We start from the raw sequence: 15,632 nt of genomic DNA on the forward strand, positions 1-15,632 counted from the left end.
TCGGTTCAGTGGCTGGCTGTTCAAAAAGGCTTGTCGAAGGTGATTTTCGGCTCTTTCCATGGGCCTTTGACGGTGTATTTCACACTGGCAAAGCGCGCCACGCGGTCACCGATCAGCTTGTCGATCAGGAACAACGCGCCGCCGACCGCCGGTGCGCCGACGATCAGCGCCGCAATCGGCAGGTTGTTGGTCACCGGCAAGGTCACCAGCAACTTGGCGTCCACCTGATCACCGACCAGATCCAGCGTACCGTCCAGCTCAATGTTGCTCGAAGGACCGGTCAGGCGAATCGGTTCGCGGGTGACATACACACCGTTATTTGCCACCAACAGGCCTTTGACCCGGTCGTAGCTCAAGCCTTTGCCGAACAGATCGGAGAAGTCCAGACGCAGACGCCGGCCGATGGAGTTGAAGTTAAGCAGGCCAAACACTCGCAACGCCTGCGCGCCGCCCTCCACTTCAACGAACTGACCTTTGTTCAACGACGCATCAAGGGTGCCGGAGAAGCGCTTGGTCGCCAGCCAGGCCGGCGAGCCCGGCCAACGGCCATCGACGTCCATATGAAATTCTTCGCTGGTCACGCTCGGCGCAAAGCCCCACCCCTTGAGGACATCGGCGAGATTCTTGCCGCCAATCCGGCCCTTGAACCAGCTATTGGTCGCCCCCGGCGCACCTTCCCAGCCGCCGTTGCCCTGCAACAGGATGCCTTTGAGGCCCATGTCGAGGTTGTTCAGGGCGATGCCTTTCGCGGTCGGTCGCACTTTGAGCGACCATCCGCCGACCAGATCCGGTCCGAGAAACAGTTGATTGATGGTGATGTCCAGCGCCGGAATCTTCGTCGGATCGACCGACGCCAACGGGTCTGGCGAATTTTCGTCAGCCTGTACCGTCGGGTCTGGTGCTGGCAGTTTCACGTATTGCAGATTGACCGCAATCGGCACGCCCTTGGCGTCCGGCAGGCTCGCCGAGCCCTTGGCCTGCTGGCTGTCGAGAGCCAGATTCCATGCGCCCGGTTTGCGATTGACCTGCACTGATGCCTGATCCAGCGTGGTCCCGAGTGCCGTGAGCTTGCCGACTTTGAAATCAGCACTGTTGAGCAATTGCTTGGCGCTGCCGCCCGGATCCTGCCCGGCGTATTTGTTCACCAGATCCTGCCACGGCGCGACGTCCAGTTCCGAGAGCACCCCGCGAACCCGCAAGCCTTTGGCGCCCGGCAGCACCGCTTCGCCGGCACCGAGGAACAATTCGCCACGGCCCTCGGCAAAATTGCTCGGCGGTGCGGCGAAGGTGAAATTGGCCAGTTGGTCGTAGTTGACCCAATAACGCCGCTCCTGCCCCTGCAAAGTCATGCGAAACACGGTATCGCGTCCGACATCTGCCGCCATACCGAACGGTGCCGGCAGATCCACCGCCACACCCTTCATGCTGGAAATGACCATCAACTGGCTGTCGGCGCCGTCCAGATTCAATTGCAACTGATAAGGAATGGTCCCGGAAACCGGCAATGGTTGCGTCACGCCTAGCCAGTCGGTGAGTTTCTTCACTTCGACCTGGCCGGATGCGGCAACCCGGGTCTTGAGCTTGCCGGGGCTGCCATCAGCGAAGATCTGCGCGGTCACCGGTTTGTCGAACGCCCGCGCGGCGATGTTCTGCCCGCTGAGTCCTTTGGCGCTGTCAAAGCGGAAATCACCCTTGAGTTGGGTCAGCTCAAGCTTAGGCTCGGCGAGTTTCAGGCGCGCATTGGCGGTTTTGAAGTCGACCAGAATCTTCGGCAGGTCGCCGCCCTTGTCCAGCGGGATGTCCAGTTTGAGCTTGCCTTGCAGATCACCCGCCCCTTCCCATCCGGCAAAGGTCTCACCGGTGCCGATCGGCGCTTCCTGAAGAATCTTCAAGCCATCCCCCAACCCACCGGCAAAGGCGCCATCGAGGAACATATGCGTATGTTGTCCGGCCGGCACATGGGGAATATTGACGAAGACATCGCTGACTTGAGTGTCGAGCAACTGGCCCTTGTCGGCCACGATCCGCACACCACTGTCTTCGATGAACACGTCGCCACTGACCTTGCTCACGTGCGGCCAGCCCGGCTGGAACGCCAGTTCAGCGTCGTGCACTTTGAAGAACAGACTGATGCTGCGATCGGCCTCCCCGGCATTTTTGCTCAGCGAGCCCTGATACTGGAAGAAGCCCTGATCGACTGCACCTTTGAGGATGGCCGTACGCAGCCACTCGTCGAGCGCCGGGCTCAAGACTTCGGGCAGGTATTTAGCCGTATAGCGACCATCGCCCTCGACCAGACCGACCCGCAGGTCCATGTAATCTTCCTGGCTATGGTCGAAATGCAGGCGTATCAGGAAATCACCGGCAATCTTGCCTTCCTCGCCAAGCACCTTCAGGTACGGAGCGATCAGGGTGAAGCCGTCTTTGTCGAGCTTCCAGGTCAGGCGTGCGTTGGCCTGAATGTACTGCCATGGCTTGGCGAAAATCGGGTCGAGGTGCAGGACAAAATCCTTGCTGTCCATGCGCAACTCGCCACCGTCGAGGTTACCGCTGAGGCTACCACTGACGTTTCGTGCTGCCGGAGCGCCGTGATAGGCATCGAAACCAACATTGTCCAGATTGGTGGCGAAACTGAATTTGTTGCCATCGGTGGCATTGGGGCGAAAATCCAGCAGCACATTGCGCAGTCCACCGGTGACTTTCAGATGATCAACGGCCGTGGCCAAACCTTGCGGCAACGGCCCCAACGCATTGAGCAACGGGGTGATCGGAGTCAGATCGAGACGATCCGCCTGCAAGTGCCAGAGCTCGTCCACCTTGTCGGTTGCGCGCGTCTGCTTCAGTTGGACATGAGACTCCCAACGGTTTTCGCCGAAACTCATCGCCAGCGAATCGAGGGTAACGGTCGCGCCCTCGGCGCTGTTCTCGTAGTAGGCGTTAAGCGCCAGATTATTGATCTGGATCGGCTTGCGCTCGGCGTAAGCGCCGGTCAGTTGCGGCGCGTTCAAACGGAGCGCCGCACTTTGCAGTGTGCCCTTGGCCCAATTGACCCAAAGTTCGCCGCCGGCCTTGATCTCGGAAAAATTCCATTGTTGGGTAAGACGCTCTGGCAGCCACTTCGACCAGTCGCTTTGCGGCAGGCTGGCATAACCGTCCACCACACTGTCCTGCCATTGCTCCGGGCGAATCCGCGTGCGCAGGCTCAGTGCAACGGGCTGGCCATCCGGCAAGGTCAAACGCGCATCGAGCCGTTGACGGCTGGCGCCGGTTTTCAGATTGAGGCCGACATAGGTGAGAGTCAGCGGCGCGTGATCCAGCGGTTGCAAAGTCACCTGACTGTCGAGCACCGACAGTTGCTGAATCATTTGCGAACGATTGAACAGTTGCTGCGGGTCGAGCGGCTGATCGTTCTGCACCGGCAGACCTTCCAGCGCCCAAGTGCCGTCCTCGGCTTCCTTGAGGCTGATTTTCAGGCCGTTGAGTTCAAGATGGGCAATGCGCACTTCGCGCGCCAACAGGCTGGCCCAAAGATCCGGTACCGCGCGCACTCGATCCAGACGCAACGCATTGGCGCCAGCGCCGACCATCACATCATGGGCCAGCAGGATCGGCGCAAAACCGCTCCAGTTGCCTTCAAGTTCGCCGATCTGCAACGGCATGCCGAGGGCGGCACTCCCCTTGTCTTCGATGTCGGCGCGATATTCGGCCACCAGCGGGGTCAGCTCACGACCGAGACTGACGTACAACGCCATCAACACCAGAACCAACGCGCACAGGCCCAGCCCCCAGCGGGTGAGTGTGGCCAGAATGCGTGTCAGACGCTCCATGTCAGTTGGCTCCCATGGCAAAAATACTGCGAAAAGCTGAGGCCAGCCGCGGTGGAATAAAAGTGACGCAGGGGATCAGAGCAGCACCACGTCATATTGTTCCTGGGAATACATGGTTTCCACCTGGAAGCGTATGGTGCGACCGATAAACCCTTCAAGCTCGGCGACGTTACCGGATTCTTCGTCAAGCAAACGATCCACCACTTTCTGGTTCGCCAACACCCGATAACCCTCGGCCTGATAGGCCCGGGCCTCGCGAAGGATCTCGCGGAAGATCTCGTAACAGATGGTTTCCGCAGTCTTGAGCTTGCCGCGCCCCTGACAACTGCTGCACGGTTCACACAGCACTTGCTCGAGACTTTCGCGGGTACGCTTGCGGGTCATCTGCACCAGGCCCAACTCGGTGATGCCGATGATGTTGGTCTTGGCGTGATCACGCTCCAGCTGTTTTTCCAAGGTGCGCAACACTTGGCGTTGGTGCTCTTCATCTTCCATGTCGATGAAGTCGATGATGATGATCCCGCCCAGATTGCGCAGGCGCATTTGCCGGGCGATCGCGGTGGCCGCTTCGAGATTGGTCTTGAAGATGGTTTCTTCGAGGTTGCGATGGCCGACGAAAGCCCCGGTGTTCACATCGATGGTGGTCATGGCTTCCGCCGGATCCACCACCAGATAGCCACCGGATTTCAGCGGCACCTTGCGTTCGAGGGCTTTCTGGATTTCGTCTTCGACGCCATACAGGTCGAAAATCGGTCGTTCACCCGGGTAGTGTTCCAGACGATCGGCGATTTCCGGCATCAATTCGGCGACGAACTGCGTGGTTTTCTGAAAGGTTTCCCGGGAATCGATGCGGATCTTCTCGATCTTCGGGTTGACCAGATCACGCAGCGTACGCAACGCCAGACCGAGGTCTTCGTAAATCACACTCGGCGCGGCAATGGTTTTAATCTGTTCGTTGATCTGATCCCACAGGCGTCGCAGGTATCGGATGTCCATGAGGATTTCATCGGCGCCAGCGCCTTCGGCGGCGGTGCGCAGAATGAAACCACCGGCCTCCTTGATCCCTTCCTTGGCCACGCAATCACTGACCACCTGCTTGAGGCGTTCGCGTTCGGCTTCGTCTTCGATTTTCAAAGAGATGCCGACGTGGGCGGTGCGCGGCATGTAGACCAGATAACGCGAAGGTATCGACAGCTGCGTGGTCAAGCGCGCGCCTTTGGAACCGATCGGGTCCTTGGTGACTTGCACCACCAGGCTTTGGCCTTCGTGGACCAACGCGCTGATACTTTCGACCGCAGGACCTTCACGTAGAGAAATTTCGGCGGCGTGAATGAATGCCGCGCGGTCCAGGCCGATGTCGACAAACGCTGCCTGCATACCCGGCAGCACGCGGACGATCTTGCCTTTATAGATGTTGCCGACAATCCCGCGCTTTTGTGTGCGCTCAACGTGGACTTCTTGCAGCACACCGTTTTCGACCACCGCCACGCGCGACTCCATCGGCGTGATGTTGATCAGAATCTCTTCACTCATGGCAGGATCTCGTTCAGGCATGTTCACGATAATGGCCGCATCTGGATGGGTACGACGCTTATGGCGCGTTCAGGTTTTGCCAACAGGGTATGCCGAAATGGCCTAACAGTTCTGCGGTTTCGCAAACAGGCAACCCGACCACCGCCGAGTAACTGCCATTGAGGCCCGCGACAAACACCGCGCCGAGCCCCTGAATGCCATAACCACCGGCCTTGTCCCGTGGCTCGCCACTGGCCCAGTAAACGGCCGCTTCCTCAATGCTGATCGCGCGAAACCGCACCAGACTGCGCACCACCCGCGACTCGCAGCGCTCGTCTTCAAGCACGGCAATGGCGGTCAGCACTTCATGCTCCCTGCCGGACAACATCATCAGCATGGCGCATGCATCGGCTTCGTCCACCGGTTTGCCCAGAATTTTGCCGTCCAGCACCACGGCAGTGTCAGCACCCAGCACGCAGAATGGCTGAGTGGACACGACCGTGCGGCGTCCGGCCTCGGCTTTGCCGCGCGCCAAGCGTTCGACATAGGCCGAGGGCGACTCTTCGGGTGATGGGGTTTCGTCGATATCCGCACTGATGGCGGAGAACGGAATGCCGACCTGCGTGAGCAATTCACGCCGACGCGGCGATCCGGAGGCGAGGTAAAGCGGCTTCATCAAAACATCTCCCTGTTCAGTGCCCTGCTTCACCGGCTCAATTGATTTTGTAGCGTCGGCGCAATCCGCGTAGGGCAAAGCTGACCCAAGGCCAGAGCAAGGCACTGACCAGCGCTGGAAGTACCAGCGCCAGGGTTGGTTGACGGTTACCGGTCAAGGCACTGAGCCACAGTTGCACCAGTTGCGCGAGGCCGAAGATCACCAGAATCACCAGGCATTGTTGCCACATCGGGAACATCCGCAGGCGTTGCTGCAATGACAATACGAGGAAGGTGATCAGTGTCAGGATCAGCGCGTTCTGACCGAGCAGATCGCCCTGCAGCACGTCTTCGGCCAGGCCCAGGCAAAACGCCGTGACCATGCCCACTGTGTGCGGCATATACAAAGCCCAGAATGTCAGGAGCAAGGCCAGCCATAGCGGGCGCAGGATTTCCATGAAAATCGGCAATGGCGACACGCTCAGGAGTATGCCGACAACAAACGTCAGCCAGACAATCCAGCCGTTACGCGATGCGGTAGCCCCGACCATTATTCTTGTCTCCCGGTTGTCACTGGTGCATTGACGGGCGGTTTGGCCGCAGGTCGCGCAGCAGGCTGGGCAGTTGGAGGCTTGGCCGCTGCTGGCGGTTTGCTTGCCGCAGGTTTGGCCGGTGTGGCGCTAGCGGCGGCGGTCGGTGCGGCAGGCGTCGCGGGCGTCGTAGCCGCTGCGGCAGGCAGGGTCACGGTTTTCGGTACAGTGGCCGGAATAATCGGGCCGCCGCCAAAGGCATCAAGATTTTCCTGCGCTTGCGCCGCATCGTTGGCACGTTCTTCGGCGGTGCGGTTGTCGCTGAACACCAGCAACATGTAACGGCTGCGATTCAGCGCGGCGGTCGGCACGGCGCGGACGATGGCAAACGGCTGACCGGAATCGTGGATCACTTCCTTCACGGTCGCGACCGGATAGCCTGCCGGGAAACGCTGGCCAAGGCCGGAACTGACCAACAGGTCGCCTTCCTTGATATCCGCCGTGTCGGCGACGTGGCGCAATTCCAGGCGCTCAGGGTTGCCGGTGCCGCTGGCAATGGCCCGCAGCCCGTTGCGATTGACCTGTACGGGAATGCTGTGTGTGCTGTCAGTGAGCAGCAAGACACGCGAGGTGTAAGGCATCAACTCGACCACCTGGCCCATCAGGCCACGCGCATCGAGCACCGGCTGACCGAGCACCACGCCGTCGCGCTCACCTTTATTGATGATGATGCGATGGGTGAACGGGTTGGGGTCCATACCGATCAACTCGGCCACTTCGACCTTTTCGTTGACCAGTGCAGAAGAATTGAGCAACTCGCGCAGCCGAACGTTCTGCTCGGTAAGGGCGGCAAGCTTTTGCATGCGGCCCTGCAACAGCAGGTTTTCGGTCTTGAGTTTTTCGTTTTCGGCGACGAGCTCGGTGCGGCTGCCGAACTGGCTGGCGACACCTTCCCACAAGCGACCCGGCAGGTCTGTGATCCAGTAGGCATCCATCAGCACCAGCGACGCTTGTTTGCGCGCAGGCTTGAGCAGGTCAAAGCGGGCATCGACCACCATCAGCGCGATCGATAGCACGGCCAGCACCAACAGGCGCACGCCCAACGAAGGGCCCTTGGCGAAAAGCGGTTTAATAAGCCGCTCCTCCCAGGCAAATGTTCTGTTTATTCATACGGCATCAAACCGGCCTGGATGAAGACTGACAGAAGATAAACGCCAACAGGCAGCACTGCAAAGTGCTGCCTGCGCGCTCACCCACGTATTGCACTCGGCGACTTATTCGCTCGAGAGCAGGTCCATGGTGTGCTTATCCATCATTTCCAATGCACGGCCACCGCCGCGAGCCACACAGGTCAGCGGATCTTCGGCAACGATCACTGGCAGACCGGTTTCCTGGGCCAGCAACTTGTCGAGGTCACGCAGCAGCGCGCCACCACCGGTCAGCACCAGGCCACGCTCGGCGATGTCGGAAGCCAGTTCCGGCGGCGATTGCTCCAGGGCACTTTTCACAGCCTGAACGATGGTTGCCAGGGACTCTTGCAGAGCTTCCAGCACTTCGTTGGAGTTCAGGGTGAATGCGCGTGGAACGCCTTCGGCCAGGTTGCGACCGCGAACGTCGACTTCGCGAACTTCGCCGCCCGGGTAGGCCGTGCCGATTTCCTGTTTGATGCGCTCAGCGGTGGATTCACCGATCAGGCTGCCGTAGTTGCGACGCACGTAAGTGATGATCGCTTCGTCGAAGCGGTCGCCGCCCACGCGGACGGATTCGGCGTAGACCACACCGTTCAGGGAGATCAGCGCGATTTCAGTGGTACCACCACCGATATCCACGACCATCGAACCGCGCGCTTCTTCGACCGGCAGGCCGGCACCGATCGCAGCGGCCATTGGCTCTTCGATCAGGAACACTTCACGGGCACCGGCACCAAGGGCCGATTCACGGATGGCGCGACGCTCAACCTGGGTGGATTTGCATGGAACGCAGATCAGCACACGAGGGCTAGGCTGCAGAAAGCTGTTTTCGTGAACCTTGTTAATAAAGTATTGCAGCATCTTTTCGCAGACGCTGAAGTCGGCGATCACGCCGTCTTTCATCGGACGAATGGCAGCAATGTTGCCCGGCGTACGGCCGAGCATGCGCTTGGCCTCAGTGCCGACAGCAACGACACTTTTCTGGTTACCGTGTGTCCGAATGGCCACAACCGATGGCTCATTCAGGACGATACCGCGCTCGCGCACGTAAATAAGGGTGTTGGCAGTGCCCAGGTCAATGGAAAGATCGCTGGAAAACATGCCACGCAGTTTCTTGAACATGGGAAAGGGACCCTAGGCAACGCGTGGGTAAAAAAGTGCGGCAAACTCTAACAACGACAGGGATTTTGGGCAAGGCGCCAATATGTTAAATTGGCCGCTTTTCTGTGCACCAAGCCCCACAATCGCGGCCTTATGACCGTAGAAGTGCGGTAGTGTTCCGACAATCTAACACACGGACGCCGTCCGTTCTGTTTTCCACAGGAGAATCCCGATGGCGCTAGAACGCTCCGACGTGGAAAAAATCGCTCATCTGGCCTGCCTTGGCCTCAATGATGCCGATCTTCCACACATTACTTCCGCCCTCAACAGCATTCTCGGTCTGGTCGACGAAATGCAGGCTGTTAATACCGACGGAATCGAGCCTCTGGCCCACCCGCTGGAAGCCAGTCAGCGCCTGCGCGCCGACGTTGTGACCGAGACCAATCACCGCGAGGCCTACCAGTCCATCGCACCAGCGGTCGAAAACGGCCTGTATCTGGTTCCGAAAGTCATCGACTAAAGGGAAAGAGCCTGCAATGCATCAAATGACTCTGGCCGAGATCGCCCGCGGTCTCGCCGATAAAAAGTTTTCCTCCGAAGAGCTGACCAAAGTCCTGCTGGCGCGCATCACCCAGCTCGATCCGCAGCTCAACAGTTTCATCAGCCTCACCGAAGAGCTGGCGCTCGAGCAGGCGAAAGCCGCCGATGCACGCCGCGCCAACGGTGAGAGCGGCGCCCTGCTCGGTGCGCCGATCGCTCACAAAGACCTGTTCTGCACCCAGGGCATTCGCACCAGCTGCGGCTCGAAGATGCTCGACAACTTCAAAGCCCCGTACGACGCCACCGTGGTCGCGAAGCTGGCGGCTGCCGGCGCGGTGACTTTGGGCAAGACCAACATGGACGAATTCGCCATGGGGTCGGCCAACGAGTCGAGCTGGTACGGCGCGGTGAAAAACCCGTGGAACCTGGAACACGTGCCGGGCGGTTCGTCCGGTGGTTCGGCAGCCGCCGTTGCCGCTCGTCTGTTGCCAGCGGCCACCGCCACTGACACCGGTGGTTCGATCCGTCAGCCCGCCGCGTTCACCAACCTCACTGGCCTGAAACCGACCTACGGTCGTGTTTCGCGCTGGGGCATGATCGCTTACGCCTCGAGCCTCGATCAGGGCGGGCCGTTGGCACGCACTGCCGAAGACTGCGCAATTTTGTTGCAAGGTATGGCTGGCTTCGATCAGAACGACTCGACCAGCATCGATGAGCCGGTGCCGGATTATTCCGCCAGCCTGGGCGACTCGCTGCAAGGCCTGCGCATCGGCGTGCCGAAGGAATACTTCAGCGCCGGTCTCGACCCACGCATCGCCGAGCTGATCCAGAACAGCATTAAAGAGCTGCAGAAGCTCGGTGCGGTGATCAAGGAAATCAGCCTGCCGAACATGCAGCACGCAATTCCTGCGTACTACGTGATCGCGCCGGCAGAAGCCTCCTCGAACCTGTCGCGTTTCGACGGCGTGCGCTTCGGCCATCGCTGCGAGAACCCGGAAAACCTGATCGACCTGTACAAGCGCTCCCGTGGCGAAGGCTTCGGCGCGGAAGTGCAGCGCCGGATCATGGTCGGTGCCTACGCGCTGTCCGCCGGTTACTACGACGCCTACTACCTGAAAGCGCAGAAGATCCGTCGCCTGGTGAAGAACGACTTCATGGCTGCCTTTAATGAGGTCGACATCATCCTCGGCCCGACCACGCCGAACCCGGCCTGGAAACTCGGCGCCAAGAACAGCGACCCGGTCGCTGCCTATCTGGAAGACGTCTACACCATCACCGCCAACCTCGCGGGCCTGCCGGGCCTGTCGATGCCGGCCGGTTTTGTCGACGGTCTGCCGGTGGGCGTGCAGTTGCTCGCGCCGTATTTCCAGGAAGGTCGCCTGTTGAACGTTGCCCACCAGTATCAGCTCAACACTGACTGGCACACCCGCACCCCAACCGGCTTCTGAGGAGACACACATGCAATGGGAAGTCGTGATCGGGCTGGAGATTCACACTCAGCTCACTACCCGGTCGAAAATCTTTTCCGGTAGTTCCACCACGTTCGGTTCCGAGCCGAACACCCAGGCCAGCCTGATCGACCTGGGCATGCCCGGCGTTCTGCCGGTGCTGAACCAGGAAGCGGTGCGCATGGCGGTGATGTTCGGTCTGGCGATTGACGCCGAGATCGGTCAGCACAACGTGTTCGCCCGCAAGAACTACTTCTACCCGGACTTGCCGAAGGGCTATCAGATCAGCCAGATGGAATTGCCGATCGTCGGCAAGGGTCACCTGGACATCGCCCTGGAAGATGGCACGGTCAAACGTGTCGGCATCACCCGCGCGCACCTGGAAGAAGACGCCGGCAAGAGCCTGCACGAAGAATTCAACGGTGCCACCGGCATCGACCTGAACCGTGCCGGCACACCGCTGCTGGAAATCGTGTCCGAGCCGGACATGCGCAGCGCCAAGGAAGCCGTGGCTTACGTCAAGGCGATCCACGCACTGGTGCGTTACCTGGGTATTTGCGATGGCAACATGGCCGAAGGTTCGCTGCGTTGCGACTGCAACGTATCGGTACGCCCGAAAGGTCAGGTTGAGTTCGGCACGCGCTGCGAGATCAAGAACGTCAACTCGTTCCGCTTCATCGAGAAGGCGATCAACACCGAGATCCAGCGTCAGATCGAGCTGATCGAAGACGGCGGCAAAGTGATCCAGCAGACGCGTCTGTACGATCCAAACAAGGACGAGACCCGTCCGATGCGCTCGAAAGAGGAAGCCAACGACTACCGTTACTTCCCCGATCCGGACCTGCTGCCGGTGGTCATCGAAGAGTCGTTCCTCGGCGAGGTGCGCGCCACCCTGCCGGAACTGCCACCGCAAAAACGCGAGCGCTTCCAGAGCCAGTTCGGTCTGTCGGCCTACGACGCCAACGTGCTGGCCACCAGCCGTGAGCAAGCGGACTACTTCGAGAAAGTTGCAGCCATCGGCGGCGACGCGAAACTGGCGGCGAACTGGGTGATGGTCGAGTTGGGCAGCCTGCTCAACAAGCAAGGCCTGGACATCGACGAATCGCCGGTTTCCGCTGAACTGCTGGGCGGCATGCTGCAACGCATCAAGGACAACACCATCTCCGGCAAGATCGCCAAAGTGGTGTTCGAAGCGATGGCCAACGGTGAAGGCAGCGCGGACGAAATCATCGAGAAACGTGGCCTGAAACAGGTTACCGACAGCGGTGCGATCTCGGCGGTACTGGACGAAATGCTCGCGGCCAACGCCGAGCAGGTTGAACAGTATCGTGCGGCGGATGAAGCCAAACGCGGCAAGATGTTCGGCTTCTTTGTCGGTCAGGCGATGAAAGCGTCGAAAGGCAAAGCCAACCCGCAGCAAGTGAACGAATTGCTGAAAAGCAAGCTCGAAGGCTGATGAAAATGGAGCCAGACAAACAGCCTGGCTCCATCCCCTGTAGGAGTGAGCCTGCTCGCGATAGCGATTTGACAGTCACTTTTCCGGTGTCTGACATTGCGCTATCGCGAGCAGGCTCACTCCTGCATTTGTTTTTGGGAAACCTTGAATGAAGCGTCTGCTCAGCCTTTTCGCCCTGCTCTCCTTGCTGGCCGGTTGCGCCAGCACCGATATCATCGACCCGCACGGTTACGACCAGACCGGTGTCGCCTCTTATTACGGTGCCAAGCACCACGGTAAACGGACCGCCAGTGGCGAGCCGTTCAACCAGAATTCCCTGACCGCCGCCCACCGCCAGCTACCCTTTGGCACGCGGGTGAAGGTCACCAACCTGAAAAACGATGAATCCGTTGTGGTCCGCATCAACGACCGTGGCCCGCATACCCGTGGACGCCTGATCGATGTGTCCCGCGAGGCTGCCGAACAACTCGGCATGCTGCGCAGCGGCACCGCGCGGGTTCGCGTGCAGGCCCTCGACGACTGATGGAGCGCTGACCATTTTCGGATTAGCCGATTTACCCCTGATCAGTGTGATCGAACTGCTCGCTGGCCTATGCCTGCTGATCTTCGGCGCCGAACTGATGGTGCGCGCAGCGGTACGTCTGGCAGCACGCCTGCATGTGCGACCGCTGATCATCGGCCTGACCATCGTCGCCCTCGGCAGCAGCGCACCGCAAATGGCCGTCAGCCTGCAAGCGGCGCTGGCGCATAACCCGGACATCGCCGTCGGCAGTGTGGTCGGCAGCAGCATCTTCAACATCCTTGTCACCCTCGGGCTTTCCGCGCTGATCATTCCTCTGCGCGTCTCGCGGCAACTGGTGCGCCTGGATATTCCGCTGATGATCGGTGCCAGCCTGCTGGTATTCGTGCTGGCATGGAATGAAGAGATCGGGCGCTTCGACGGCATCCTGTTGTTGGCGGCCTTGGCGCTGTATCTCGGTTTACTGCTGCGCCAGTCACGGCATTCGACGCGACCGCATTCGGAACAACCTGAAACGGCGCAAGCCTCGTGGTTCAGCAGCCTGCTGATGATTGTTATCGGTTTGGCGATGCTGGTGTTTGCCGGGCATCTGCTGCTGGGCGCCGCTGTCGTGGTGGCCACCGACCTGGGATTCTCCGAGCGAGTGATTGGCCTGACTGTGGTCGCCGTCGGCACGTCGCTGCCGGAACTGGCTACGTCATTGATCGCAGCCTTGCGCGGACAACGCGACATCGCCGTCGGCAACGTGATCGGCGCCAACCTGTTCAACCTGCTCGGGGTGCTCGGCCTGACCGCATTGATCGCACCGACGCCGCTGTCGGTGTCGCCGAACGCACTGGATTTCGACCTGCCGGTGATGCTCGGCGTCGCCGCACTGTGCCTGCCGGTGTTCTATTCCGGCTACCGCGTGACGCGCGCCGAAGGTTTGCTGTTGCTCGGTTTGTACCTGGCGTACGGACTGCACGTGGTGTCGTTCACCACCGGCATGCCGCTGGCCGGCAAGCTTGAGCGGCTGATGCTGTTTTATGTCTTGCCGACGCTGTTGACGTTTCTGCTGTTCACGTCGATCCGCGCCTGGCACCGCCAACACCACAAAAGGGATATGCCATGACCGAATCGAAGAAGTCCGGGGTTGAAGTCCGCCGCCAGGTAATGGGCGATGCGTTTGTTGATCGCGCGCTGGGCAACGCCACCGAGTTCACCCAACCGTTGCAGGATTTCGTCAATGAACATGCCTGGGGCGGCGTGTGGAATCGCGAAGGTCTGCCGTTGAAAACCCGCAGCCTGATCACCCTCGCCGCGCTGACGGCACTGAAGTGCCCGCAAGAGTTGAAAGGCCACGTGCGCGGTGCGCTGAACAATGGCTGCACGGTCGACGAGATTCGTGAGGCGCTGCTGCATTGCGCAGTGTATGCCGGCGTGCCGGCGGCGATCGATGCGTTTCGCGCGGCGCAGGAAGTGATCGACAGTTACGAGAAAAGCTAAAAGATCGCAGCCTTCGGCAGCTCCTACATGGAAATGCGGTCTCCTGTAGGAGCTGCCGAAGGCTGCGATCTTTTGATCTTGCCTTTATATCCACCCACCCCACTGCAAAACGAAAATCCCGACATTGGTGGTAATCGCCGCCATCAATGTGGTCATCACGATAATCGCCGCCGCCAGTTCATGATTGCCCTGCGCCGCCCGGGCCATGACGAAACTCGCCGCCGCCGTCGGGCTGCCGAAGTACAGAAACAGAATCCCCAGCTCCGCCCCGCGAAAGCCCCACAACCACGCACCCAGCGTCGCCAGCACCGGTAGACCGATCATCTTCACCAGGCTGGAACTGAGGGCCATGCTACCGCTCTTGCGCAATGCCGCCAGCGACAACGTGCCGCCAATGCAGATCAGCGCCAATGGCAAGGTGGTCTGCGCCAGATACTGGCCGGAAGTTTCCAGCCAGCCCGGCAAACCGATCTTGAAATAGGCAAATGGCGCCGCCGCAATCACGCTGATGATCAACGGATTGCTGAACACGCTTTTGCAGATGCTCCACGGATCGGACTTGATCACCGGGCTGTACACCGCCAGCACGATGGTCGACAGCGTGTTGTAAAACAGGATCACCAGCGCCGCGAGAATCGCCCCGAGGGAAATCCCGTAATCGCCATACATGCTCGCCGCCAGTGCCAGACCGATCACGCCGTTGTTGCCGCGAAACGCGCCTTGGGTGTAGATGCCGCGATCGTCACGCGGGCATTTGAAAATCGCCCAGCCCCAGGCCAGGGCAAAACTCACCAGCGTGGCGAGGGAAAAATAGATCAGCAGGGACGGTTGCAACGCGGCGTGCAGGTCGGCGTGCAGAATGCCGAGGAACAGCAGCGCCGGCATGGTCACGTTGAACACCAGCGACGAGGCGGTGTGGATGAAATTGTCGTTGATCCAGTCGATGCGCTTGAGCAGCACACCGAGAAACAGCATGGCAAACACCGGCGCGGTGATGTTCAGGGTTTCGAGGAAGATTGCCAGCATGCCGGGGAGCCTTGGGTGAGCGTCGTTAGTGGCCAATGATAAAGCAAAAGCCCCTCACCCTAGCCCTCTCCCAGAGGGAGAGGGGACCGATCGGGGGATATTGCAGAAATCCATCGACCTGAAATGACTTCGTTGAATCCATAATCAACTCGGTATTTCAAGTCGATGTATAGCGCCAGACAACTCGATCAGCCCCTCACCCTAACCCTCTCCCCGAAGGAGAGGGGACCGATCGGGGGATATTGCAGAAATCCATCGACCTGAAATGACTTCGTTGAATCCATAATCAACTCGGTATTTCAAGTCGATGTATAGCGCCAGACACCTCGGTCGGCCCCCTCTC

Annotated in this window: 13 protein-coding genes; 6 read left to right on the top strand and 7 right to left on the bottom strand. The window is 59.9% G+C overall.

What is annotated here, in order from left to right; all coding sequences use genetic code 11:
• Nucleotides 1–20: 20 nt before the first annotated feature.
• From H8F23_RS03275 to mreB, 6 genes are all read right to left on the bottom strand, one after another.
• On the bottom strand, nucleotides 21–3,827 hold the full coding sequence (locus H8F23_RS03275; protein WP_194933411.1) for a YhdP family protein: 3,807 nt from the start codon (nucleotides 3,825–3,827) through the stop codon (nucleotides 21–23).
• A gap of 75 nt (nucleotides 3,828–3,902) precedes the next feature.
• Entirely contained in the window at nucleotides 3,903–5,360 is a 1,458-nt protein-coding gene (gene rng, locus H8F23_RS03280; protein ID WP_007915369.1) for a ribonuclease G, read from the bottom strand.
• A 58-nt stretch (nucleotides 5,361–5,418) separates the two neighbouring features.
• On the bottom strand, nucleotides 5,419–6,015 hold the full coding sequence (locus H8F23_RS03285; RefSeq protein WP_194933412.1) for a Maf family protein: 597 nt from the start codon (nucleotides 6,013–6,015) through the stop codon (nucleotides 5,419–5,421).
• Between the two features lie 37 nt (nucleotides 6,016–6,052).
• Nucleotides 6,053–6,544: a rod shape-determining protein MreD gene (gene mreD / locus H8F23_RS03290; protein ID WP_034154468.1), complete on the bottom strand. Its 492-nt coding sequence runs from the start codon at nucleotides 6,542–6,544 to the stop codon at nucleotides 6,053–6,055.
• On the bottom strand, nucleotides 6,544–7,656 hold the full coding sequence (gene mreC, locus H8F23_RS03295; protein WP_194933488.1) for a rod shape-determining protein MreC: 1,113 nt from the start codon (nucleotides 7,654–7,656) through the stop codon (nucleotides 6,544–6,546). Before mreC ends, mreD begins: the two co-directional genes overlap by 1 nt.
• A gap of 141 nt (nucleotides 7,657–7,797) precedes the next feature.
• Nucleotides 7,798–8,835: a rod shape-determining protein MreB gene (gene mreB / locus H8F23_RS03300; protein ID WP_002555108.1), complete on the bottom strand. Its 1,038-nt coding sequence runs from the start codon at nucleotides 8,833–8,835 to the stop codon at nucleotides 7,798–7,800.
• Nucleotides 8,836–9,046: 211 nt separating this feature from the next.
• Between mreB and gatC the strand changes: the two genes are divergently transcribed.
• The 6 genes from gatC to H8F23_RS03330 all read left to right on the top strand — a co-directional run bounded on the left by gatC (nucleotide 9,047) and on the right by H8F23_RS03330 (nucleotide 14,263).
• The gene (gene gatC / locus H8F23_RS03305; RefSeq protein WP_007901429.1) at nucleotides 9,047–9,334 is read left to right on the top strand and encodes an Asp-tRNA(Asn)/Glu-tRNA(Gln) amidotransferase subunit GatC; all 288 of its coding nucleotides are present in this window, start codon (nucleotides 9,047–9,049) and stop codon (nucleotides 9,332–9,334) included.
• Between the two features lie 16 nt (nucleotides 9,335–9,350).
• Nucleotides 9,351–10,802: an Asp-tRNA(Asn)/Glu-tRNA(Gln) amidotransferase subunit GatA gene (gene gatA, locus H8F23_RS03310; RefSeq protein WP_093435926.1), complete on the top strand. Its 1,452-nt coding sequence runs from the start codon at nucleotides 9,351–9,353 to the stop codon at nucleotides 10,800–10,802.
• 10 nt (nucleotides 10,803–10,812) lie between these two features.
• On the top strand, nucleotides 10,813–12,258 hold the full coding sequence (gene gatB, locus H8F23_RS03315) for an Asp-tRNA(Asn)/Glu-tRNA(Gln) amidotransferase subunit GatB (protein WP_123451664.1): 1,446 nt from the start codon (nucleotides 10,813–10,815) through the stop codon (nucleotides 12,256–12,258).
• A 148-nt stretch (nucleotides 12,259–12,406) separates the two neighbouring features.
• Entirely contained in the window at nucleotides 12,407–12,781 is a 375-nt protein-coding gene (locus H8F23_RS03320) for a septal ring lytic transglycosylase RlpA family protein (protein WP_093435918.1), read from the top strand.
• A gap of 46 nt (nucleotides 12,782–12,827) precedes the next feature.
• Complete coding sequence (locus H8F23_RS03325) at nucleotides 12,828–13,889, top strand: calcium/sodium antiporter (protein WP_194933413.1); 1,062 nt, start codon at nucleotides 12,828–12,830, stop codon at nucleotides 13,887–13,889.
• Complete coding sequence (locus tag H8F23_RS03330) at nucleotides 13,886–14,263, top strand: carboxymuconolactone decarboxylase family protein (RefSeq protein WP_007915345.1); 378 nt, start codon at nucleotides 13,886–13,888, stop codon at nucleotides 14,261–14,263. The genes H8F23_RS03325 and H8F23_RS03330 overlap by 4 nt, the downstream gene beginning before the upstream one ends.
• Nucleotides 14,264–14,347: 84 nt before the next feature.
• Here the strand turns inward: H8F23_RS03330 and H8F23_RS03335 are convergent, their stop codons facing one another.
• Nucleotides 14,348–15,289, bottom strand: coding sequence for an AEC family transporter (locus H8F23_RS03335; protein ID WP_194933414.1), 942 nt, complete (start codon nucleotides 15,287–15,289; stop codon nucleotides 14,348–14,350).
• Nucleotides 15,290–15,632: the final 343 nt, after the last annotated feature.

It is taken from the genome of Pseudomonas neuropathica (assembly GCF_015461835.1).
Lineage (GTDB): Bacteria > Pseudomonadota > Gammaproteobacteria > Pseudomonadales > Pseudomonadaceae > Aquipseudomonas > Aquipseudomonas neuropathica.